This is a genomic window from Chryseobacterium piperi, assembly GCF_002285635.2.
In the GTDB taxonomy this organism is placed as follows: Bacteria; Bacteroidota; Bacteroidia; order Flavobacteriales; family Weeksellaceae; genus Chryseobacterium; species Chryseobacterium piperi.
On sequence record NZ_CP023049.2, the window covers coordinates 3,614,046 to 3,637,324 of the forward strand.

Genomic DNA, 23,279 nt, shown 5'->3' on the forward strand with positions numbered 1-23,279 from the left:
TGCTAGATCGCTTTTCTCAGTTTTTTGTAAAAAGCTTCTTCTAAGTCTGCGATATGAAGCATAGACTTTGAAAGCTCCTGATAGATATTACTCTTTGAGTTCCGGTTTTTATAAACGCGGGCAATATCCACTGCGAAATCTCTCCATAAATCTCCTATTGCTGTAATTTCTTTTGAAAGCTCTCTCAGCTGATCATTTTTAAGGATGTCTGCGGCTTCCTGTAAAAAGGCTCCGTAAATGAATCTGAAACCACCACCGCCAGTTCCTATTTCTTCCTGCATTCTTATCAGTTGCCCCAGATAATGATTGGTAACCTTTGTTCCCTTTTTTTCAGCCCACTTCGGAATACTTCTGGCCACCCATCTCATTGCTTTTATTCCGATAAGAGGAACCGGAGCCAGCATATTTTTGCAAGTGTCCTTAATTCCTTTTTTGATGGCTTCTTCTACATTGATATTTTCAGGGATGTAAACAGGAAAGTACATATGTCCTTTCGGAGGCAGAGCTCCTTTGGCATATCTTACTTTTTCCAGTTCTGCTTCAGAGAGCGAAGTGACATAATCCATTACAGGGTCACTGATGAGAAATCTTCCCTCTTCTTTACCATACACTACAAGATTGTGTGCATTGAAATGAAATTTATATTCCTCCGGAAAATAAGTAAGGTTAAAAACTCCCACCTGAAGACCGGTAGGAATATTATTTTCCAGATTTTTTTCTAACGCTGCTTGAGCATCTCTAGGATTTGAAAACTTTTGTCTCTTAATTTTAATGCCCAGTCTCTTTGCCGCTTTACTAAAAATAGCACCGGGCATCGGACGATAGCTGAAACCTGGAGCAAAATTAACTTTTAGAAAAGGCAGATACACGAAAAATAATCCGGAACCAATTCCGAAGATCATAGGTTCGCTTAGCTTTATACCTTTGTAGCGTAGTAAATTAGAAGCAACACCGTTTTCACAATGAGCTGTTTGATGGTGTTCAAAATTCAATTTCATTATTTTCCGTCGAAATTTTTTAATTCCGCCACTGTGATTCCAAATGCATCCGCATATTTCTTCAGCACAGTATCGCTTAGTGTTTTAAATATTTTTGGTTTTGTATGTCTTTTCACCCGCCATTGCCACATTCCAACATAAGCAGAAAGTACAGCTAAGTCCATTTTATTCAGTTCCATGAAATAAATAATAGGGCTTACGATATGGTTGGCTACATTTTGTCTGGCTTCTTCTATTCTTTCATTAATCAGAGCCATGGATTCATCCAGCGCCAGCTTTTTAGCCTCCCAGCCTATGCTGTTTGCTGTAGTATAATTGTCATTCTCATCAGTAACATATACGACTTCCGTCATATTTGCTGATTTTAGATTACTTTCATCCTGAGGAAGATCTTGTTTTTTCATCGTTTACTTATTGTTGTACTTTTTGAATAAACAAATTGATTTCGGCCCTTATTATTAACTCATCGTGATTAAAAGTTTCACAGAAAATATTACAAATGTTTTCATATTGAGAAATAAGCGAAGCCCTTGACGTGATTTCATCACCTACTTTAGGTAATGAAAAGATTTCAATCTTTTTGATATTGGTGATGAAACCGATCACTTTTGTTTCGATATCGGGACCTTCGAAAAAGCTTTGTCCTAAAATAGACGAACAGGTCTGTGCCGAATGCTCTATTAATCCAGCTTCCACGAGTTTGTTATTGTGAACGAAAATATTATCGTCGGTTATCTTAAAGGAAGTTACGACTTTTTCTTCAGTCAATTCCAAAATATAATCTACCATCAGCATGGGTTCGCGATGAGGTAAATAATGGTGTATATTGATGATGTCGTCTTCCTTTAATTTCATTACAATTATTTTACAACCGTTTTCATTTGAGAGTTTGCTATTACCACATCATTTAATTTAGTAATGCAGTTGACCAATGTAACTCCCATTACTTCATTGAGAATGGTAACCTCTGTTTTCAGAAGATCTCCAACTTTCGGAAGCATTTCGGCATCGAAAGATTTAATGGCTCCAATATAACCTGTAGGGGCTTCTTTCCCTAGCAAATAATATTTGTAACCTGTATGTAATGCCACACTCTGTGCTTGGTGCTCTATTAATCCAGAAGCTTGAAAAGTTCCGTTCTGAACAAAAATATTCTCTTGTTTTATTATAAAACCTGAAACCAGATGACTTTCAGAATACTCTGTAAGTTCATGTACCATTACAAAAGGATGCCTTTGCGGGATCAGGCTTTCAATAAAATCTTTATCGGATATGGGCAGATTCTTCTCCATTAGCACACCGTTAGTAAGGCACATGAATAAGCAAACCTTCCACTCTCCGGAACACAAAGAAGTACTTTTTCTCCTTTTTTCAACTTTCCTGAATTCATCAGTTCTTCCAAAGCAATAAAGATAGAGCCGGCTCCGATGTTACCCACTTCCGAAAGGTTATAATACCATTTTTCCCATGGGAAATCCATGCTCTTTTTAGCAAATTCTTCCTTAAGTCCATTTTTAAAGTAGCCTGAAGAAATGTGTGCCAATACATGGTCTATTTTTTCAGGGTCCAGCTGATGCTTGTCAAAAGAAGCTCTTAAGCTTTCTGCTCCTTTTACCAATATATACTGATCTAAAAGTTTTGTATCTTGTTTTAAGGCAAATAAAGATTGTTTTAACCATTCATCAGAAGGATAGTCGGCCCATGATTTTAAGCTTCCATCTTCTTGTTTTTCACAACCTGAATACATACATGCTTCAATTTCATGAGCATAAGAGTAAAAGTCAATAAACTCTACTCTTAAAGAGATGCTATTTTCTCTTGGTTTATTCTCTAATAATAATGCACCGGCACCATCAGAAAGCATCCATCTCAGGAATTCCCTTTTAAAAGCAATGATGGGTCTTTCTTCCAATAGTTTTAGATTCTCCGCTTCATGATTAAATTTATCTGCAGTCATCCATGCTGAGAATCTTTCTGAACCTACACATACAGCGTTGTCGCGTACACCGGCTTTTACAGAAAGGAATCCGTAATTAAAAGCATTCATCCCGGAATTACAAAGTCCTGTCGATGTATTGATTTCTATTGACTTTCCAATATTTAGCTCACCATGAACCATCGAAGAATGAGATGGCTGGATTTGATCTGCCGAGGTAGTTCCACAAGATAATAACTGTATATCTTCTTTTGTGAAACTTTCATCGAAAAGACCCTCTACAGCTTTTGCCGTAATTTGTGCATTGGTGTGAGTGATTTTTCCGCCTTTCTCTAATGCATAATATCTTGTCTTAATCTGATTATTTCTTAAGATTAAAGCCCTTGCTTTAGAAGGTGTGTCGTTGACCAAACCAAGATAACTTTCCATTTCATCATTAGAAACCGGCTCATTGGGTAAGTATGTTGAAGCTTTGGTTATAAATACGTCTTTCATCTCTTATTTTAAATTTATTCCTTGTAAATATTTTTTTTGTTTCTGCCTTTTAGATCTTAAAATTGGTGCCAATAGTATATGAAAGACCAAAACGATAGGCGAGATAATCCATATTGCTGCCATCAAATATACCTTAAAGAATTTTATCAGCAATGGTCGCTTTTCTTTTTTCTTGATAATGAGGTTGGACCAAACGGTGAAGATTTTATTTCCCACTTTTTCTACTCTCACAAGAAATGGCCTGATTTCTACTGCTCCATTTTCTACCAGGTCAGGTTGAAGATTTTGCCAATCATTATCTTCAAAATGTCTTTTAATAATCTCTCCATATTTTCCTGCTCCTGAAATCTCTTTATCTGAAATTCCTGCGGCGGGTAGCAATCCGGATTTTTCTTTTTTACCGGTGGTCAGCCAGCGTAAAATAGTTAATACACTGGTATAATTATCATGCCTATCTACCAATGCAATATTTCCGACAAGTTTTGCATTAAGATTTTTCAAATAAACCTTAAGCTTTTCCTGTGATAACATCCACATATTACGGGTTCCTGAAACAGTAACGACTGGGGTGTCTTTTAAAATGTTTTCTGCGTAGCCGCTCTTCAAAAAGGAAATAATAGGAATGGAAGGAGTCAGATACCAAACCTGATATCCGAATATGATTAAGTCAAACTTTTTATTTAACACTTCTTCAGGAGGTGGAACTATTTCTCTCGGAATCTGTAAATAAGATTCCGGAAAGGTATTAAAGAAAACATCACTTGGCCATGGAAAAGGGAAGTCTTCCTTCAGCTTTATGTTGTAATAGGTCACAGCGAATTCATCCTTTTTGTCTTCAAAAGGTTGGGCTATATTTTTTACAATGTCTTCCAATTGACCCGTTTGCGTATAATATAAGACAAGTATGTTCTTCTGCATGAAAATTTTTATTGATTACAAAAATATACTTTTAATATTTATCAGTTATCTCTTGTATATTTTTATTGATTCTGAAATAAAATATGAATTGTAATCGCTATTTTGGAGCGATATGTTTTTAGTGTTCATGAAAATAATGATTTCAGGAAGTTTGTCAATGCTGTTTATATCATAGTTTTCATTGGAAACTAAAAGTATACCAACATCCTTATTGATCTCTGAAATATCATTAATGTAGTTTAATTTTCTTCTTTTTACCAAATAATTATGCTTTGCCACTTGCTGTTTCTCCAGGTCACTTATTAAACTGAAAATTTTTCTATCTGCTTCCTGAAGGGTTAGCAAAATATCTGTCTGGCCATAATCATCAGCAATATGAAGAATAGTAGCATTTTTAGGAATGTGTTTATTCAGTTCAAAATAAACAGATTTGTTTTTCTTAAAATCTTCTTTTACACGTTCTACGATTTCTGCCTCTTTATAAAGGAAGCTTAGAAATAATTTCTTTTTAAAATAATTTTCATCTTCCAACTCGCTTCTTAGCTTTGAAAATTGTTCTCTGAAGAAAGCATTGATTTTTTTTGTTCTCTCAGAATAGGTGTTTCCAAATGTATGATCTTCCTTATGGATCCGATCTCCTATTTTTATAGTAATGCTTCCGTCATAAATGATGAAATCACCTTTAGGCAGAACTTGAGAGTTTCCATGGATATAAACCGGAACAATATCCATATTGAGTTGTTCGGAAAGATAAAAAGCACCTTTGTGAAATCTTTTTATATCATTGGTATATGAGCGTTCCGCTTCCGGGAAGACTACTAAAGAATAGCCCTGCTTCACTTTTTCTTTTAGTTGATCGATTCCATTTTCTATCCCCTGGGATACGGGATAGAAACCCATTGCTTTTACAATACGACCAAAAATAGGTGAGTTGTATACCCAATCATTCACCAGGTATATAATTTTGTAATGAGTCATTGCAATGGCAAGGGTATCCAGAAAAGAAGTGTGATTGGAAATGATAATAGCGGGTTGGCTAAAATTTTCTTTGGGATTCTTAATAATGGTCTTTTTTACAAAAGAATTCGTGTATAAAACAGACGTTAGGAATTTTGCAATGAATATTTTGATATATCGTAAAGTGTTTCCTTTTGCCTTTCTAACAAAAATGCTCCCGAAAAGAGAGAATAGAATTCCTCCAAGTCCATAGTACACAAAAGATAAAACTGAATGTAAGAATAGTCTTAATGTAATAGGTGAAAGGCCTTTTTTGGCTCTGTTGGTAATTAAGAGTCTGAACCAAAAAGGATATAATGTTGAGGTAATAATAATTACTGAAAACATTCCTATTAAGGCAACCAGTGCTAAAGAATGCAAAGCAGGATGTTTTGCAAAGATTAATGAACCGATAGAGAGAATGGTTGTAAAAACGGCCAGAATGATTGAAGTCCTATACGTAGGAAGTTCATTTTTTCCGGTAGTATGCTCCTTTTGCATGGCTTTCGTAAGGAATATGCTGAAATCGTCTCCAACTCCGAAAACTAGAGTGCAGACTACAGTACTGAAAATATTGAGTTCTAGTCCTAAAAAATATAAAATTCCAGCAGTTACTACCCCTGTTAAAACTATTGGAAACATCGTGAGAATCGTCAATTCAAAATTTCTGAAAAAAACGATAATGGTAAGAATGATAGCCAGTAACGAATAATTGATCAGGGTGTTGAAATCTTTTTTAAGCAGTCCTAAAAAAGTTTCATTCATCTGCTGGCGATCGATTGCTAAAGCATCATGCTCTTTTTCTACATCTTTAATGAATGCATCTCTTTTATTCTCGTCAACCTTAACGATATTTGAAATGGTATAGAATCCTTTTTCTTGACTTAAAAATTCGGAAACCTGCAAGGCTTTTACTTTTTCATAATCTTTCAGATCTAATGTTGAGTAATTTTTATTTAAAAGTTCATTGAATTGATTGAAAGCGCTGTCGTTAAATCCGAATTTATTACCATTGGCAATAAGTTCTGATATAGTATTGTTTTTTTTATTGGTGTCCCAGAACTCATTCCAGCTTTTAATCTTTTTCTGCTGGTCTTTTTCAGATAATACCACGTTTCCTAAAGAATTATAGCTTAAAATTTTCCCTTGCTTCTTTTCTTTTTCTAAAAATTTGCTCAGTTCTGAATTCCGGGTTAATGCTTCATCTTCTGAATCTCCATAAGAAATAGTATATATTGATTTAGAAGTGATATCGGAAAGCTTTTGAAGCTTTGCTTCACTGATTTTTAAGTCTTTGGGAATATAGTTTAAATCACCAATATCTTCATTGAAGCCAACGTGTCTGAATCCGAATAAGCAAGCAATTATAACTAATGAGCAGACAATGATGAGTGGCTTGTTTTTTTCGTACTGATAAGAACCTATCTTGTCAATAAAGTTTGTATTAATTTTTTCATCTTTTACCTTTGGATGATAGAGCTGAGGGACAATGATTAAAGCTGAAATGGAAGACAGTATTACTGTTATGGATGCAAATAGTCCTAAATCTTTTAGGGCTTCTGATCTCACGAAAATAAGACACAAAAAAGAAACAGCCGTAGTGGCACTACTTAGAATAATAGGCTGTGTGATTTCCTTATAAAGTTCCTCAATATTGTTGTTGTGTTTATAATGAGTAAGAATATGAAGGGCATAATCTATGGTAATCCCAATTAAAATGGCGCCTACGCTTAATGATATTGCTGAAATCTTATCTTTAATAAAATACAATATCAGCAAGGCTAACAAAACGGAGACTACGGTAGGAAGAAAAACAATAATAGGAGTAAATAAGTTTCTGAAATAATAAATAAGTAATATCAAAAGCACAGTCATGGAGATCATCACTGTGTTCTGAATGTCTTTTTTAATCTGTTCAGCATTGGCAACAGCTATCACTGGTGATCCGAAGTAGCTTACTTCTGTTTTTCCTTTAAACTTTTTATTGATGTTATCTTTTATTTCATTGAGCTGATCGACAAAAAACTCATTGTTTTTGGTATCGTTACTTTTATTTTTAGGATCAATAAAAAGCAATAGGTTCTTCCCGTCTTTAGTAATGATATAATTGTCTTCCAGCTTAAAATATTTACTAATATTGAGTGCGTTAAGTTTTTTAATGCCTAAAAAAGTAATTCCAAGTGGATCTTTTTTTATAAACTCTTTAGTAACAAGACTCGTGGGCGCTGCCAATGATATATAATTATTTTCTACCTGTTGGGCAATGCTATCTTTCTGTAGCTTTTGGCTGATTTCCTTATAATCATTTTCGTCCAGTAATAAAGGTAGGTTCCTATTGATAAAATCAAATGTTTCTGAGATTTCATCATCGTTGACTTTTCCCTGAATGGAACCAATGTATTTTTGTAATGGGGTAATTTTTTCTAAAAAATAATCAGCTGTTTCAGATAATTGGAAATTATCTTCAGTAGATTTATTTTCTATGATAACAATAATTTTATCAGAAAAGTTGAGTTGCTTGAGGACTTTTGCTGTGAGATCGGACTTTTCACTTTTAGGAATAATCTGATTAATGTCTTCCTCAAAATTGATTTTTGATGCAAAAAATAGACATATGAGGGCTGTTCCTACTGTAAATAATATAGTGAGGAGTTTGTTTTTAGAAATTAAATAATATAGAAATATAAAAAAACGATGCATCGCATTACAAAATCAAGATTGCAAATTTAATTTTTTAAGTATTAGTTCAAAACTTTTAATGCTTAAGTTTGGTTGAAAATCAATAAAATATTTAGGTGAAATGAAAAAAACTTATACTTTTGCAAATGTTCCCTATTAATAATATATTTTAAAACAAAATTATTACGAATAAAAAGCTGTTTTGATATGTTGAAAATATTTGATGAAAAAATGAACGGATTTTTATTTACTATAATTCTTCCGCTTTTGCTGTTTGCTATGTCTTATTATGGATTTGAGTCTTCATATACCAGACTCAAAACGGCGGAAAGGCCTCCGGACTATTTGTTTTCATCTGTTTATGCTTACAGAGTAATTCCTAATTATCTTAGTTTGTATCTGACAGGAGTTGGGGAGTATGTCATAGATCATTATCTCACATTTTTTAGAAAGTTTCTTCTAAAAAACGGAACGGCATTTTATCATAGTCTTTTTTTTGTTCTTTATTTTCTGGTTTTTGACAAAGTGCTTAAAGTGAAGCCGATTGTACTTTTGCAGTCTATTCTTTCAGTAATTATAAGAACTTATTATCAATTTAAAAATGCTGTGAACTAATTATGAGTTTATTACACCCATATTATATAATTGCCATGGTCTATATGCTAATTTTTAGCATTCAAGAAGTTTATGGAAATAAGGTAGATAGAAAATGGTTTTGGTTTTTAGGGGTTTATCTTGTAATTATTGCTGGTCTTCGTGATAATGTAGGACCAGACTATGGAAGCTATTGGAGTATTTATTTTTATTCAAGTACTAAAGAATACTGGAGTATTTTTATGAAAGCTCTGCATATTGAGACTTCGGAAAGTATAGATATAGAATGGTTATATGTATTGATTAATAAAATAATGATTGGAGTATTTAATGCTCCGTACTACATGCTGCTTTTATTAATCGCGATTTTGGCTATATTTTTTAAGGTACGATACACTGAAGATAATACTTTTTACCCCTTCACTTTTACTTTGTTTATGTTTATTCCTGGTTTTTTTGTTGGTGAGAGCGGGCAGATAAGGCAAAATTTAGCAACTTTTATGATTTATTTTGCGATTAAGTATATTAAAGAAAGGAAGTTGTGGCATTATTTATTCTTTGTTTTCATAGGTTCAGGTATTCATAATGTGTGTTATCTATTTTTGCCCATGTACTGGCTTGTACGCATGCCTATGAATAAAACAATAATGTTGATATTGATTATTGGGTCGATAATTTTATCTCCATTTGAGGTGTATAGGTTTTTTGGGGATTTTTTAGGTAATATGGCTTCTGATAGTGAGCTTATAGGAGGTTTTAATGGGTATATGGATGAAACGGCAGAAAGGTTGAATGGAGGGTTTGGTATTCCTGAAGCGATGATGGCTATTCTCACATTCTTTTTATTTGCTTTTGACACTAAAATGGTTCAAAAATACCCTTACTATGAATATCACAGAATGTATGCAGTTGTAGGTATTTGTATGTATTTTATTTTTAGAAGTAATCCTGTTTTTTCTTCCCGATTGGTTGGAGCATTCGTTGGCTTTGCTTATATATTGATTCCTAATGCTATGTATGTTACCTCAAAAATGACCAAATCACTCATTTATTCATTTATACTGGCGTTAGTGGTGTTTAATTTCATTGTATTTTCAACTTTTAATAACATTAAAGCTGGACGATTTTCGATTGATCTTTATAAAAATCATATTTTACCTTAATAATTAATAATTATTCCAGCAGATCAAAGAGCCGGTACATTAATGTGCCGGCTCTTTGATCTGCTGGAATTTTCAATTCTAGATTGTTTTTAAGCAGAATATTCTTCTAGTGTATTATAAATTTAATATGGATTATTTACAATTTGCTGTGATAAAATTGTAGTTTTGCTGAATTAAGTTATGAAATTAAATTTACATAAATAAATAATTAATTATGTTTTATTTTTAGTGTAATTAATTTATAAAATAGTTATTAATAATATTAATGACTATTTGTTGTTTAGGGCTTAAAATTTGCAGTTGTGTTTAAACATCAAACTTAAGGATATGAGAAACGTATTCAAGAACTTAGTGACAATATTGTGTTTTGTCTCGATTGGTGTCTCTTCTATGAATCTTTCATTCGAAAAGAATGCTATAGGATTAATCAATAATTATTTATTAAAAAAGAGGGATTCTTTGATCAAGATTCCAGAAGAGTTCAATAAAGCCAATAGTTTGAAAATCACTTCAATTAAACAGGCCCAGAGAAAGGTTGCTGTTGATTGGAGCAAAGCCCCGAATAGCTATATTTTTGATCCAAGCCAGACTTCATCTGGAATAATAATCCCTGTCAGGAAGGCATACGCAATGTGGGAAGGTGATAAATATGTAGGAGGAGATGGGATTCCTGTGGGTAAGTTGGCGGCTGATGTGCTATGGGAAGATGTTCCGGGGCTTATATTGAGTGGCTCTGACTATGCTTTGGAAATGATAGATTCAGGGCAAAATGCAAAAATTAGAGTCCCGGTTAATAAGTCTAAGAAAGGAAATGCTGTAATAGCATTTAGGGTAAATGGTGATATTTTCTGGTCCTGGCATGTATGGGTAACGGACGATCCTACTAATGGATCTGCGTATAAGAGTTTTGCCGGAGTAACAAGGGAGAGAAATGATGGAATAATAGAGGTGATTCCGGATTCGGAATGGAAGTGGATGGATAGAAATTTAGGGGCTGTAGAGAGAACGATTACGGGTATGGAATGGAATAGAAATGGAGGGTTGTTATATCAATGGGGAAGGAAGGATCCGATACCCCCTCTAGTGTATAGAGGAAATGATTTTTATGAAGTTTCGGGCTCTATAGGAAGAGTAAGACACCGGGGGGCTAAAAACTTTACCAATGCCGTGAGAATTGATGATCTTAGAAAATTTGTTTTATTATCCAATGCGGATGTTAAAAATAATATCAAACTATCGGTAAAAAATCCATTGAGTCTTATCTACGTTAATAAAAATGACAACTCCGGACCTGCTTATTATAATAACAATAGCAATCTAATGGTTAATTGGTTCGGAACCTTAGTTAACCTGAAAGACAGCCAACTTACAGAGCTTAATTTATGGTCTGATAATTCGCGTGGAAAGGTCAATACAGACTATAGTACGGATACTGCAGCTCAGCCTTATAGAGATAAATCTGCATATGATCCATGTCCAAACGGGTGGAGGATTCCGTCTGTATTGGTTGCTAATTTGGCTTCTGCAAATTATGTAGATGATATTAGAGTTGATTTTTCCCCTTTTGGAGTAAGAACCAATACTCCAAAAAATACGTTTGAAAATAGCGGGTATCATATAATAAAGCCTACGGATGCTAATATTGCTAATTTTATGAAGGGATTTAAATTGTATTCTAATATTGGATTTGATTTGTCCAATGTTGATGGGTATGATATGGGAATATTTCCAGGTATCGGTCTTATTGCAATTAATGCTCAGTCGGGCCAATTTACAGATCAGCATCATACGAGTCTATGGACAGCCACTATGGCTAAACATTTTGATTCTACCCCTGCTACTACAGCAAGGGGGTTATTTATGGTGCCTGACAAAGGTCAATCAGATGTTCCTGATCCCAACTTTCCCAATATAAAAGGAAGATTCCAATATTTGCCTTTAATGGGTATGAATACATCTAGTGCAAATGGATGCAGATGTATAAAAGATCCTTTGTATGTAGTGGATAATTATGATTTTCCAACAGAGTTTTTAAATGATGGAGCGGGATATTGGGGAGGGATTGATGATCCTAATAGCTATCAGATTGTTAAAAGTACTTCATTATCTGTTGTTGAAATTCCAATCAGTAAGGCATTTTCGGTTCAAAGTCAACTTCTTGGAAATTTGGAAATATTAAATGCTTCCAGTTTTAATAATTTAAAAACTAATGTGCTTTGGACTACGAATAGTAACTTGATAAATAAAATTGTTGTGTCAAACCCAGCACCCAATTCATTAGACGATATTGTTAATTCAGAGATTTTAGTTCAGGTTAATCCTAATCAAAGCGGAAATGCTGTGGTGACCTTGCATAACGGTAGTATAACGAATCCTGTATATTGGAGTTGGCATGTTTGGGTTACAGATACTCCTATCAATACTTATCAATATACTACTGAGCTGCCTGTAGGAAATGTAACTAACTATATCAATTATGTGGATAAAGCAGATATTGTTTTGCAGACAGAATTTATGGATAGGAATTTAGGGGCTACCGATGCATTCCCTGTTGTGGCTAATGGTCTTACACCTACGTCCGCAGAGTTGGCGAAGATAAGGGCGTCCACAGGATTGCATTACCAGTGGGGAAGAAAAGATCCTATTCCAACATTTCAATATGCAGATAACCGGGTATCTTATAATGTATTTTTAGGAAATACTGCTGCGAATGGCTCTGTTGCTTATACAACTCTTACTGCAGCAACCTATAATAATACCTCAGGGAATTATATAGTACCCTATAATACATATTCTAACGCTTCAAATGCTAATGTGCTGGATAGTGATAAGATTTCAGATAAAATTGCAAAAATTCTTTCTTATTCTGTTAAGAGTCCCCTGGTATATATGGTTCCAAGTACTTTTGCTTCTTATAATAGCAGTGTTCCGAGCTATACCAATGGGACAGATTGGTTATCAAATGAGCCGAATTTGGCGCCGGACAGATGGGGGCGTGGTGGAAAAAAATCACCGTTTGATCCTTGTCCTGAAGGATGGAGGATTCCTGATGTTTCAGGAGTAGCTATTATATCAGGAAAGGATTTTGGTATGACACCATGGTATAAAAAAGATAAAAATGTAGCCAGTTCGTATAGTGTAATAAATGATTATCTTGGAGTGAGAGTGAGGAACCCCAGTACTACCTCTACAATAGGATATACTTTTAATAATTCTGCTTATGCGGTAGGGAATTTTCCTAATTCAGGCTCCAGAGGATTTAGAAGTGTTACAGGGAATCAGTCGGCACAAGGAACATATAATGTACTTAATTTTCAATATCCTGGAGTTTGGACAGGAGCTTTGATCTCAAATTATATAGGCAGACCTATTAATATTTTGTTTGATGCTGCTTCTAGTGCTAATCGGATGATTGCATTTAATGACAATAATGATCCCTATTTCGGGATGAGTTGCCGTTGTGTGAAAATGAAATATGATACAAATGGAAATGAAGAAGGGGTTATTCCCAAGCTTCAGATCACTTCATTATCTGCCACAAGGGAGGCAATGCCTTTGAGTAAAAGCGATATCAAGGATATTGTTAGCAAAGAAAAAAATTCAGTATTTCCTAATCCTGTAAAAAATGATCTTTACATAAAAGCTCCTAATAATGAAGGCTATTATTATCAAATATATAATATGTCCGGGCAATTAGTGAAATCCGGTAAGTTTGAAAATGGAAAGACAAGTCTTTCATTACTTAGTTCGGGAATTTATTTAATAAGAATTAACAGCGAAAATAATATTATTAAGATTATTAAAGAATAACTGTAAAGGGAGGTCACTTCATTTTTGAAATGACCTCTTTTTTTTACTTATTAAAAAAAATGTTGTTATTTGATATGTGTATTATAACATTTTACTTCATTTATTAATTTTATGGCCATAGGTGAAAAATTCTATAAATATATTTTAAATTAAGAATAATTCGATGTAAACTGCTTATTTTGAAAGAGTGACGGCCTTAAAACTACTGTTTTTAAATACATAAGATTCCGAATTAAAAAATTGTAACAAAATCTATCTAATAAAAAAGCTTTACTTTTGCAAAAATTTTAGAATGTCGAAAAATTTAGTAATCGTAGAGTCCCCGGCCAAAGCAAAAACTATTCAGAAATATTTAGGAAAGGATTTTGATGTGAAATCGAGTTTCGGTCATATCCGGGATTTACCCAAAAAAGGAATGGGAATTGATCTTGAGACATTCAGTCCTGATTACGAAGTTTCTGCAGACAAGAAGAAATTAGTAACGGAATTGAAATCTGCTGTAAAAAAAGCTGAAATAGTTTGGTTAGCTTCCGATGAGGATCGTGAAGGAGAGGCTATTGCATGGCATTTGGCAGATGAATTAAAATTAAAACCGGAAAACAGAAAAAGAATTGTTTTCCATGAGATTACTAAAAATGCCATTCTAAAAGCAATCGAAAATCCTAGAGATATTGATCAAAATTTGGTGAATGCTCAACAGGCCCGAAGAGTTTTAGACCGAATTGTAGGTTTTGAAATGTCTCCGGTTCTTTGGAAAAAAGTGAAACCAGGATTATCTGCGGGTAGAGTTCAGTCTGTAGCTGTAAGGTTGATTGTTGAAAGAGAAAAGGAAATTCGTGTATTCACCCCAAAAGCAAGTTTTAAATTAGAAGGTATTTTCTTAAATAAAACGGAGCAGGAAATTTCCGCAAAACTTAAAAAGGATTTTGAAAAAGAAGAAGATGCTGAAAAGTTCCTAGAAACGGCAAAAACTACAGAATTTAAAGTTCTGAATGTTGAAACTAAGCCGGGAACACGTTCTGCATCCGCACCTTTTACAACTTCTACACTACAACAGGAAGCATCTTCAAGATTAGGCTATAACGTTACCAATACGATGCGTCTTGCTCAAAGATTATATGAGGAGGGGTATATTACTTACATGAGAACAGACTCAGTAAATCTTTCTCAGGAGGCAATAGAAGGAGCAAAAAAACAAATTATTTCAGAATATGGAACGGAATATTCTGCTCCAAGGAAATATACTACAAAGTCAGCTTCGGCACAGGAAGCTCACGAGGCTATTCGTCCTACTGATTTTGGAGTAAAGAGTATCGGTGATACTCAATTAAACAGATTATATCAGCTGATATACAGAAGAACACTGGCCTCTCAGATGGCTAATGCTAAAATAGAGAAAACAGTAATTGAAATTGGGAACCCTAGCTTGCCGCAGCATTTTGAAGCGCAGGGAGAGGTGATCATTTTTGATGGTTTCTTAAAAGCTTATGGAATTGTAAAAACCGAAGATGAAGATGATGAGAATAATGAAAAGTTATTGCCAAAGGTAAGTATAGGAGAGGTTTTAGAATATAAATCAATCACAGCAACTGAAAAATTTACCAGACCAAGTGCACGATATACGGAAGCAGGATTGGTAAAAAAACTTGAAGAATTAGGAATTGGTCGTCCATCTACTTATGCGCCGACAATTCAGACTATTCAAAATCGTGAGTATGTTGATAAACGTGAGATTGAACCGCAAACTCGGGAAGTAGTAAAAATGTCTTTAGTAAAAGACAAAATAAAAAAAGTAGTTCTTGACGAAAAGTTCGGCGGAGATAAAAATAAATTTGTTCCTACAGATATAGGTGAAGTTGTTAATGACTTCCTTATCGATCATTTTAAAGAGATCCTGGATTACGGATTCACAGCAAGAGTAGAAGAAAGTTTTGATGAAATTGCCAATGGTGATCAAAAATGGAAGGAGATGATGACTGACTTCTATTCTAAATTTCACCCGAGAATTGCTGATGTTGAAGAAAATGCAGATCGCGCTAACGGGGACCGGTTATTAGGAGTTGATCCTAAAACAGGTAAAAATGTACATGCAAGAATTGGTAGATTTGGAGCAATGATCCAGATTGGAGAAACTGAAGATGAAGAAAAGCCAACTTTTGCATCATTAATGGTTGGTCAGAATATTGCAACCATTAGCCTTGAAGAAGCTCTGGAATTATTCAAATTACCTTTCGAACTTAATGATTACGAAGGACAGGCTGTTTCCGTAGGAGTTGGTAGATTCGGGCCTTACGTAAAATGGGGTGAAACATATATTAGCATTCCTAAAGGTGAAGACCCTCTTTCCGTAGATCAAAAACGTGCGGAAGAAATCATTGGTGAAAAGAAAAAAGCAGATGCTCCGATTGCGACTTATAAAGGAGAGCCTGTAACAAAAGGAACCGGAAGATTTGGACCATTTATCAAATACCAGAGCATTTTTGTGAATGTTCCTAAAAAATATAACTTTGATAATCTTTCTCAGAGCGATATCAACGAATTAATTGATGCAAAATTGGAGAAAGAAGCCAATAGGTATATCCAGCAATGGGAAAAGGAGAAAATTTCTATTGAAAATGGAAGATGGGGCCCATTCGTTAAATTTGGAAAGGCGATGTTTAAGATTCCAAAGAAAAAGGATGAAACCAAATATGATGCTGAAGAATTAAAAGAAGTTTCTTTGGATGAGGTGAAAAAGTGGATTACAGCCCAGGATAAAAATGCATTTGCAGAGAAGAAAAAGCCTGCGGCTAAGAAGAAGGCTCCTGCAGCAAAAAAAACAACAGCCAAAAAGAAGTAATTTTAAAATTATACATATAAAGCCATTAACATTGTGTGTTAATGGCTTTTTTATGAGGATAAAATGATTTTATTTTAATATTTTTGATTTTAAGATTTAATTTAGAGAGAATGGATTTTGAAGATTTTATTATTTCCCCGAGAAATTTCAAAACTGAAAACTGGCAGATCGGAAATCGAATAAAGAAAGAGATAAAGGAAGACAGTATTGTTTTGCTGTTTGTCTCTGATTATCGAGGGGCCAACGGTGAAGCAGAGGTACAAGATTTTACGGCAATAAGAAAGGAATTTTATAAACTTTCACAACTGGATTTTGAAATTCCCATTATTGATTTAGGTGATTTGGTCTCGGGTAAATCCGTTCAGGATTCTCACTATATTCTACAAGAAGTTTTATCTGCTTGTCATTACAAAAGAGCTATTCCCGTAATTATTGGAGGGTCAAATGATTTTGCGTACTCCTTGTTCTCCGGGTTGAATTTTCATCAAAAAAATATTAATTATACGCAGATCAGTAATATCATTTCTCTTAAACAGGGAGAGGAGATTAATGAGCACACTTTTTTAAGCAAAATCTTAGGAGCTAAAAACTTTTCCATTAAAAATTATCATCATCTCGGGTATCAGAAACATTTAAATGAAGTTGATTCTGTGAAGCTGATCAAAGAAGTAGAGTTTGATATTATCCGACTTGCGGAAATGATGAATTCTACAGAAAAAACAGAACCTTTCTTTAGAAAAGCGGATCTGGTCACCGTTAATTGTGATGCTATTGAAAGCTTTAGTGAGCCTTTTTCAATGAATCCACAGGTAAATGGGCTAAATAGAAGAGAAATTTGTGCTTATATGAAGGAGATAGGGCTTAGTGAAAATCTAAAGTCTGTGGGTATTTTTAATTACAATATTTATTCTGAAAGCCAACTTAATCACCAGCTTTTAGCACAGATGATCTGGTATTTAATTGAAGGAATTAATATTCAGAGGTCTCACCCAAAAGAAAGGCATTATGAGGTGTTTTATGTTCTGATTGATGATTATCAATATGCATTTAAGCGAGATACTTTCAGTGATTTATGGTATTTTGGCGATGATGAAAATATAGAAAATTGCATTCCGTGCTCAAGAAAAGACTTTGATGAGGCAAAAAAAGGATGGTTGAACGCAAGGCTGACGAAAATTTAATATATGGTAAACACTGTTCCCGCAAAAATTTCTATCATAGTTCCCGTCTACAATGTTGAAAACTATCTGGCAAAATGTCTGGATTCTTTAATGAATCAGACCCTTAGCAGTATTGAAGTTGTTATTGTTAATGATGGAAGCAAAGATACCTCTGAAAAGATTATCCAAGAATATGCTAAAGCATTTCCTGATAAGATAAAGGCATATAATAAGGAAAATGGAGGGCTGAGCGATGCAAGGAATTTTGGAATAGATCACGCAACAGCAGAATATATAGGGTTTGTAGATAGTGATGACTATGTTACGGCAGATATGTTTGAAGAAATGCTAGCCTTAGCTGAAAAACATGGTGCAGAAATGGTTATTTGCAATATTCAAAAGGTTGACGAATCCGGAAATATAACCCAGAAGTTAAAGCAGTTACCTAATATGTCGGAGAAAATAGATTTAGAAAAGAATTTTTCTGTCTTTTCAGATTTAAGTTATTTCGCATGTAATAAATTATTCAGAAAAGAGCTTTTTACTCAAAAGCGGTTCAAAAAAGCGGTGCATTTTGAAGATATTCAACTTATTCCACAGCTTTTATTGGAATGTAAAACGCTGGCACAAACCCAAAAATTTCATTATCAGTATCTGGAACGTACGGATTCTATTACAAAGACACATACAGAAAAGGGGCTTGATATTTTAAGAGCAGTAGAGGATGTAGAATCTGCATTTGAAAAGTCCCAATATTCGTCAAAGGAAAAAGAGCTAAAAAACTTTCAGATTTTGGAAGGAGTATATACTTTTCTAGCCTATCTGGCCTATGTGAAGGATAAGAAAACTTTTTATGAAATGTCGAATCAACTAGGTGTTTTTATTAAAAAAAGAAATCTTAAAATTAAAGATATATTAAACTATACTCGTTTTGGTAGGAATTATATTTTATATTTGCCACTGAAAAAAAAGATATTTTATCTATTATATTTTGCCGGACAAAAGAAATTGATAAGAAAATTAATCTAAACACAAATGCAAGTGCTACTGTTTCAATATAATAAGCTATTATTGGATAGTTTTTAATATGTGATAACTAGAAAATATTCTGCTGTCAGAAACAAAAAGCGCTTAATTAGAAAAAAATGAAGAATTTTGAATTGTTCTTGAGCGATGTGGGGATTTCTATTTTTTATGTAAAAATAGGATTAGGCTTCTTGTTCTCTTTTTTAATTACATTTTTCTCCGTTCCTACCATTATTAAAATTTCTAGAAGAAAAAATCTGATGGATGAGCCGGGAGTAAGAAGTTCTCACCTGAGAAAAATACCTAATCTTGGGGGTATTGCTATCTTCTATTCAATAGGTATTTGTACTTCTATTTTTGCATACGAACTTTTTGACTTGTATAAATTTTTGTTTGCTTCCTTACTTATTCTTCTGTATGTGGGTGTGATGGATGATATTGTGGTGATGCGGGCATATAAAAAGCTGGTGGCACAGATTGTTGTATCGGCACTTATTGTCATAGGATCAGATATCAGAATCAGAAATTTGTTTGGAATTTTTGGAATTTATGAACTAGAATACGTTTTAAGTGTTTTATTTAGTATTGTCACTTTTATTATTCTTATCAATGCATTTAACTTAATTGATGGGATTGATGGCCTGGCAGGAGGATACTCTGTGATATGTAGTGCGTTGTTTGGGATAAGCTATTACAGATTGGGTGAATATAATTATCCGCTAGTTGTATTGTCTGTCGTTATAATTGGAGCTGTTTTAGCGTTTCTTTATTATAATCTGTCTAATTATAGAACCAATAAAATATTCATGGGAGATACAGGGTCGATGTTATTGGGCTTTTTATTAGCATTTACAGGGATTTGTTTTATAGATATATTTATAGATAAAAAGCTCCCGGATATACCAAGATACCATTTGCAATCTGCACCTGCGATCGCAGTAGCTATCTTGATTTTACCAATTGTAGATACATTAAATGTAATTATTGTAAGGCTTTGGAATAAAAAATCTCCATTTGAAGCTGATAAGAACCATATTCATCATAAGCTTTTAAAGCTTAATATAACACATAGGAGATCAGGGATTTATATTATAATGTATTATCTTTTTATAGTTATGGTTGCTTATTATTTAAGACATATCGATGTAAATTTATTACTTCTGGTAATTGTCATATTAGGCTTTGCAGGTGCTTATTTCCCGGATTTTATTTATTACACCAGAAATAATAAAAAGTAACAATTAAATCTTTATTTTTGTAAACAACATTGAAAATATGATGAATTATTTTAAAAATTTGTTCCTTCTAATACTACCTATTTTTTTTACTTCTTGTATTACAAAAAAGGATGTGAGGTATTTACAGCCTAATGAAAATCTTGTGATTAATGAAGAAGGGCTTGTCCCTTACAATATTCCTATTTATAGGATCACTAAAAATGACATATTAAACCTTAATATTGTTACAACACCTAAGGGAGATGCCGCACAATTTTATTCAACATTAAATACTTCGGGAAGTACGGTAACTCCAAATTCGAATGTGAATGCTGCGGCTACCATGGGGCGTACAGGGAATAATGGAGGAGGAAATACTAATTTTTATTTTAATGGGTTAAAAGTAGACTCCAATGGAGATATCAATGTTTTTGGTATCGGTTATATTAAAGCTGAAGGAAGAACAATTGAAGAAATAACGAAAGAAATCCAAGAAAAAGTAAATGAAAACTTCCAGGATGGAAAATCACAAGTGAGATTAAATACAGATGGTATTACTTATTATATTCTTGGAGATACTGAGGGAATAGAGATTTCAGGCGAAAAAATTGCCCACAAAAATACACTAACTATCACCGAAGCATTAGCTATTAATGGAGGGCTAAATAAAAGTGTTGATAGAAAATCAATTGTAATTCATAGAAAATTACCAGAAGGAATTAAAATAGCAAAAATAGATCTTACCCGTGAAGATGTAATGAACTCACCATATTATTATATACAAAATGGAGATGAAATTTATCTTAATACAAGAGGAAAGAGTTTGAATGGATTAGGAAAGGATCCGATACAGACGATAGCGACAGGGGTTTCATTAATTACAACAGCTTTGTCAGTTTATTTAATTCTAACAAGACTTTAATATTATGATTCCAGGAAAAGAAACTGTAGAGAAAAATAGTTCTCAAAAAGAAAAGAGTGGCAACTTCGAATTATTTGATATTGAACACTTTCTTAGGAGGATATTAAATAACTGGTATTGGTTTGTTCTTATGCTGTTCATTGGATACTCTATTTCTTGGATGTATGGGAAGTATTATGCACAAAATATTTATGCTTCGAACTTATCCTTAAGTGTTTCAAATAATACCTCGAGTTACTTTACTCCAAACCAATCTATTAATTTTATCTGGGGGCAAGGGGGAAATCAGGATGGAATTTACTTGAAAAAAATGCTTTTATCAAGATCTCATAATGAATTTCTTGTGAAAGAATTGGACCTTTTTGTTAATTACTCAACTAAAGGATCTATAAAGTCAACGTATTTAGATAAGGACGACTCTCCTGTATTCGTACAAATAGATAAAAAGCACCTGCAACAGATTGATTATCCTATAACCATTATTCCTAAAGGAGCGGGTACATATGAAGTTGTTTTGCCGGAAACAGGAGAATCAACAAACTTATATAGTTATGAAGTAGAAGGTTTTCAAAGTATCAAAAATTATAAAAGACCAGCAAATAAAATAATCAGAATAGGAGATTGGTATACCTCTCCTAATTTGAAATTCAGATTACTTGAAAATCCTATAAAGACCAGTATTAAGCTTGATAATATTATTGTTAATTTTACTTCAGTAAATCAATCTGTTAATAGTATTGTTTCTTCGGTTGGAGTTGAGTTTGATAAAGAAATTAATACCATTATGATTATTACTAAAAAAGGGTTTAATCTAAATGGGACAGTAAACTTCTTAAATAGATCTGTAAGCCAATTACAGAAAAAGAGAATGTTGGATAAAGTTACCGTTGATAAAAATACAGAAAGTTATCTTAAAAATAATCTTAATGAGGTAAGAAAACAGCTTGACTCAAGTGCAAATATTCTTAATTACCTAAAAACTTCCGAAAAGTTATATGATATTAAAGATAGAGATGAGAAGTCTTTAATTAAAATCAAAGATCTTGAGGCAAAGAAAGCCGATTTAGTGAGTAAATTAAGTTCTCTCAATAATATTAAAAATACTATTGATACCCAGAATTTTGACAATATGATAAGTACCAATGCAGCTGGATTTGAAGATGGAATGTTCTCTGCATCTGTTACGGAACTTAAAGCACTGTACCTGAAGAGGAGAGAGATGTCAACTATTTATAGACCCAACTCTGAACCTATGAAAGAAATTAATAGGTTGATTAATGAAGCTAAACAAAATTCTTCAAGTGCTTTAAGTAATTATTATAGTGGATATTATAAAGAAATAAGCAAGATCGACCAACAAATAGCTGAAGCTAATGCTGATCTTGATGCTTATCCTGAAAAAGAAAGAAAATATTTAGATGCAGAAAGAGGATATAATATAATTGAGGCAACTTATAATAGCCTGCTTGGGCGACAAAGTGAAACTAAGATGAGAATGGCAACCAGCCAATCGGATATAACAGTTATTGACCCTGCAAAAAATGTTGGACAGGGACCAATTGGTCCTAACGTAAAAGGAACCAAATTTGCTATTATAGGAGGATTGTTATTTTTACCATTATTGTTTATACTTGCTGGTGAGCTATTAGATAATAAGATAAGAAACATTAAAGAGCTATTAGGTGCAACCAAAATTCCTTTACTTGGTGTGGTTGGAAATAATAATAACGAAAATATGCTTACCGTTTTAGAGCAGCCGAAGTCTTCGGTTTCAGAAGCATTTAGAGGAATAAGAGCGAACATGAGGTTTTTATCGGGTGAAAATGATAGAAGTAAAGTGGTGCTTATTACATCTTCTATTGGAGGAGAGGGTAAAACTTACGTTTCAATTAACTTGGCATCTGTACTTGGATTAAGCGACAAAAAAACAATCTTACTAGGAATGGACTTAAGAAAGCCTAAGATTTTTGGTGATTTTAAGATTGATAATAAATATGGAATTTCAAATTATTTGACAGGAGAAGTTTCGATAGATCAAATTATTAATAAAACAAAAATTCCTAATCTGGATGTTGCTACATCTGGTCCTATTCCTCCCAATCCATCGGAGTTATTGATGAGTAATAAAAACATCAATTTTATTGAAGAACTTAGAAATATCTATGACTTCATTATTATTGACTCACCACCAGTGGGATTAGTTGCAGATTCCTATGAACTGATGAAATACTCGGACACGAATATTTATGTTGTTCGTCATGAATATACAGAGAAGTATATGCTTAAAATGATTACTGAAAAATATCATAATAATGAAATAAAGAACTTAGGTCTTGTTTATAATGACTATACTGTAAAACAAGGCTATGGTTACGGCTATGGTTATGGCTATGGATACGGTTATGGGTATTTTGATGAAGATAAAAACTATAAAGAACCATTATTGATTAAAATAAGAAATAAGGTGCAGTCAATATTTAATAAAAAATAATATATTTAAACCCTCATTTAATGGGGGTTTATTAT

At 33.4% G+C, this 23,279-nt stretch carries 16 protein-coding genes; 9 read left to right on the top strand and 7 right to left on the bottom strand.

Annotated elements, in window-relative coordinates; translation table 11 throughout:
* Positions 1-2: 2 nt before the first annotated feature.
* The 7 genes from CJF12_RS15840 to CJF12_RS15870 are packed head-to-tail and all read right to left on the bottom strand — an operon-like array spanning position 3 to position 8,043.
* Positions 3-998 (bottom strand): BtrH N-terminal domain-containing protein, encoded by a 996-nt coding sequence (locus tag CJF12_RS15840; protein ID WP_034685912.1) that lies wholly within the window; start codon positions 996-998, stop codon positions 3-5.
* Positions 998-1,402 (bottom strand): hypothetical protein, encoded by a 405-nt coding sequence (locus tag CJF12_RS15845; RefSeq protein WP_034685913.1) that lies wholly within the window; start codon positions 1,400-1,402, stop codon positions 998-1,000. Before CJF12_RS15845 ends, CJF12_RS15840 begins: the two co-directional genes overlap by 1 nt.
* Positions 1,403-1,409: 7 nt before the next feature.
* Positions 1,410-1,853, bottom strand: coding sequence for an ABC transporter permease (locus tag CJF12_RS15850; protein ID WP_034685914.1), 444 nt, complete (start codon positions 1,851-1,853; stop codon positions 1,410-1,412).
* 5 nt (positions 1,854-1,858) lie between these two features.
* Positions 1,859-2,290 (bottom strand): hypothetical protein, encoded by a 432-nt coding sequence (locus tag CJF12_RS15855; protein WP_034685916.1) that lies wholly within the window; start codon positions 2,288-2,290, stop codon positions 1,859-1,861.
* Positions 2,290-3,429 (bottom strand): beta-ketoacyl-ACP synthase III, encoded by a 1,140-nt coding sequence (locus CJF12_RS15860; RefSeq protein WP_034685918.1) that lies wholly within the window; start codon positions 3,427-3,429, stop codon positions 2,290-2,292. Before CJF12_RS15860 ends, CJF12_RS15855 begins: the two co-directional genes overlap by 1 nt.
* A gap of 3 nt (positions 3,430-3,432) precedes the next feature.
* On the bottom strand, positions 3,433-4,347 hold the full coding sequence (locus CJF12_RS15865; protein WP_034685919.1) for a hypothetical protein: 915 nt from the start codon (positions 4,345-4,347) through the stop codon (positions 3,433-3,435).
* Positions 4,348-4,392: 45 nt separating this feature from the next.
* Entirely contained in the window at positions 4,393-8,043 is a 3,651-nt protein-coding gene (locus CJF12_RS15870; RefSeq protein WP_034685920.1) for an MMPL family transporter, read from the bottom strand.
* 186 nt (positions 8,044-8,229) lie between these two features.
* Here CJF12_RS15870 and CJF12_RS15875 point away from each other — a divergent pair, with 186 nt between their 5' ends.
* The 9 genes from CJF12_RS15875 to CJF12_RS15915 all read left to right on the top strand — a co-directional run bounded on the left by CJF12_RS15875 (position 8,230) and on the right by CJF12_RS15915 (position 23,244).
* Positions 8,230-8,637, top strand: a complete 408-nt coding sequence (locus tag CJF12_RS15875) for a hypothetical protein (protein WP_051887334.1) — start codon at positions 8,230-8,232, stop codon at positions 8,635-8,637.
* A gap of 2 nt (positions 8,638-8,639) precedes the next feature.
* Complete coding sequence (locus tag CJF12_RS15880) at positions 8,640-9,779, top strand: EpsG family protein (RefSeq protein WP_034685921.1); 1,140 nt, start codon at positions 8,640-8,642, stop codon at positions 9,777-9,779.
* A gap of 327 nt (positions 9,780-10,106) precedes the next feature.
* Positions 10,107-13,589, top strand: a complete 3,483-nt coding sequence (locus CJF12_RS15885) for a T9SS type A sorting domain-containing protein (protein ID WP_084675669.1) — start codon at positions 10,107-10,109, stop codon at positions 13,587-13,589.
* A gap of 292 nt (positions 13,590-13,881) precedes the next feature.
* Positions 13,882-16,428, top strand: a complete 2,547-nt coding sequence (topA, locus tag CJF12_RS15890) for a type I DNA topoisomerase (protein ID WP_034685923.1) — start codon at positions 13,882-13,884, stop codon at positions 16,426-16,428.
* Between the two features lie 110 nt (positions 16,429-16,538).
* Entirely contained in the window at positions 16,539-17,609 is a 1,071-nt protein-coding gene (locus tag CJF12_RS15895) for a formimidoylglutamase (protein ID WP_034685924.1), read from the top strand.
* Positions 17,610-17,612: 3 nt separating this feature from the next.
* Positions 17,613-18,617 carry a glycosyltransferase family 2 protein gene (locus CJF12_RS15900; protein ID WP_034685926.1) on the top strand — a complete coding sequence of 335 codons (1,005 nt, stop codon included), beginning with the start codon at positions 17,613-17,615 and terminating at the stop codon, positions 18,615-18,617.
* A gap of 116 nt (positions 18,618-18,733) precedes the next feature.
* Positions 18,734-19,852: a glycosyltransferase family 4 protein gene (locus CJF12_RS15905; RefSeq protein ID WP_034685928.1), complete on the top strand. Its 1,119-nt coding sequence runs from the start codon at positions 18,734-18,736 to the stop codon at positions 19,850-19,852.
* A 40-nt stretch (positions 19,853-19,892) separates the two neighbouring features.
* Positions 19,893-20,753 carry a polysaccharide biosynthesis/export family protein gene (locus CJF12_RS15910; RefSeq protein ID WP_034685929.1) on the top strand — a complete coding sequence of 287 codons (861 nt, stop codon included), beginning with the start codon at positions 19,893-19,895 and terminating at the stop codon, positions 20,751-20,753.
* A gap of 4 nt (positions 20,754-20,757) precedes the next feature.
* Positions 20,758-23,244, top strand: coding sequence for a polysaccharide biosynthesis tyrosine autokinase (locus CJF12_RS15915; RefSeq protein ID WP_034685930.1), 2,487 nt, complete (start codon positions 20,758-20,760; stop codon positions 23,242-23,244).
* Positions 23,245-23,279 lie beyond the last annotated feature (35 nt).

What these genes read in the sequence shown, in the direction of transcription:
- CJF12_RS15840 (WP_034685912.1), bottom strand. Translation starts at nt 998, where the DNA reads ATGAAATTGAATTTTGAACACCATCAAACAGCTCATTGTGAAAACGGT.
- CJF12_RS15845 (WP_034685913.1), bottom strand. Translation starts at nt 1,402, where the DNA reads ATGAAAAAACAAGATCTTCCTCAGGATGAAAGTAATCTAAAATCAGCA.
- CJF12_RS15850 (WP_034685914.1), bottom strand. Translation starts at nt 1,853, where the DNA reads ATGAAATTAAAGGAAGACGACATCATCAATATACACCATTATTTACCT.
- CJF12_RS15855 (WP_034685916.1), bottom strand. Translation starts at nt 2,290, where the DNA reads ATGGAGAAGAATCTGCCCATATCCGATAAAGATTTTATTGAAAGCCTG.
- CJF12_RS15860 (WP_034685918.1), bottom strand. Translation starts at nt 3,429, where the DNA reads ATGAAAGACGTATTTATAACCAAAGCTTCAACATACTTACCCAATGAG.
- CJF12_RS15865 (WP_034685919.1), bottom strand. Translation starts at nt 4,347, where the DNA reads ATGCAGAAGAACATACTTGTCTTATATTATACGCAAACGGGTCAATTG.
- CJF12_RS15870 (WP_034685920.1), bottom strand. Translation starts at nt 8,043, where the DNA reads ATGCATCGTTTTTTTATATTTCTATATTATTTAATTTCTAAAAACAAA.
- CJF12_RS15875 (WP_051887334.1), top strand. Translation starts at nt 8,230, where the DNA reads ATGTTGAAAATATTTGATGAAAAAATGAACGGATTTTTATTTACTATA.
- CJF12_RS15880 (WP_034685921.1), top strand. Translation starts at nt 8,640, where the DNA reads ATGAGTTTATTACACCCATATTATATAATTGCCATGGTCTATATGCTA.
- CJF12_RS15885 (WP_084675669.1), top strand. Translation starts at nt 10,107, where the DNA reads ATGAGAAACGTATTCAAGAACTTAGTGACAATATTGTGTTTTGTCTCG.
- topA (WP_034685923.1), top strand. Translation starts at nt 13,882, where the DNA reads ATGTCGAAAAATTTAGTAATCGTAGAGTCCCCGGCCAAAGCAAAAACT.
- CJF12_RS15895 (WP_034685924.1), top strand. Translation starts at nt 16,539, where the DNA reads ATGGATTTTGAAGATTTTATTATTTCCCCGAGAAATTTCAAAACTGAA.
- CJF12_RS15900 (WP_034685926.1), top strand. Translation starts at nt 17,613, where the DNA reads ATGGTAAACACTGTTCCCGCAAAAATTTCTATCATAGTTCCCGTCTAC.
- CJF12_RS15905 (WP_034685928.1), top strand. Translation starts at nt 18,734, where the DNA reads ATGAAGAATTTTGAATTGTTCTTGAGCGATGTGGGGATTTCTATTTTT.
- CJF12_RS15910 (WP_034685929.1), top strand. Translation starts at nt 19,893, where the DNA reads ATGAATTATTTTAAAAATTTGTTCCTTCTAATACTACCTATTTTTTTT.
- CJF12_RS15915 (WP_034685930.1), top strand. Translation starts at nt 20,758, where the DNA reads ATGATTCCAGGAAAAGAAACTGTAGAGAAAAATAGTTCTCAAAAAGAA.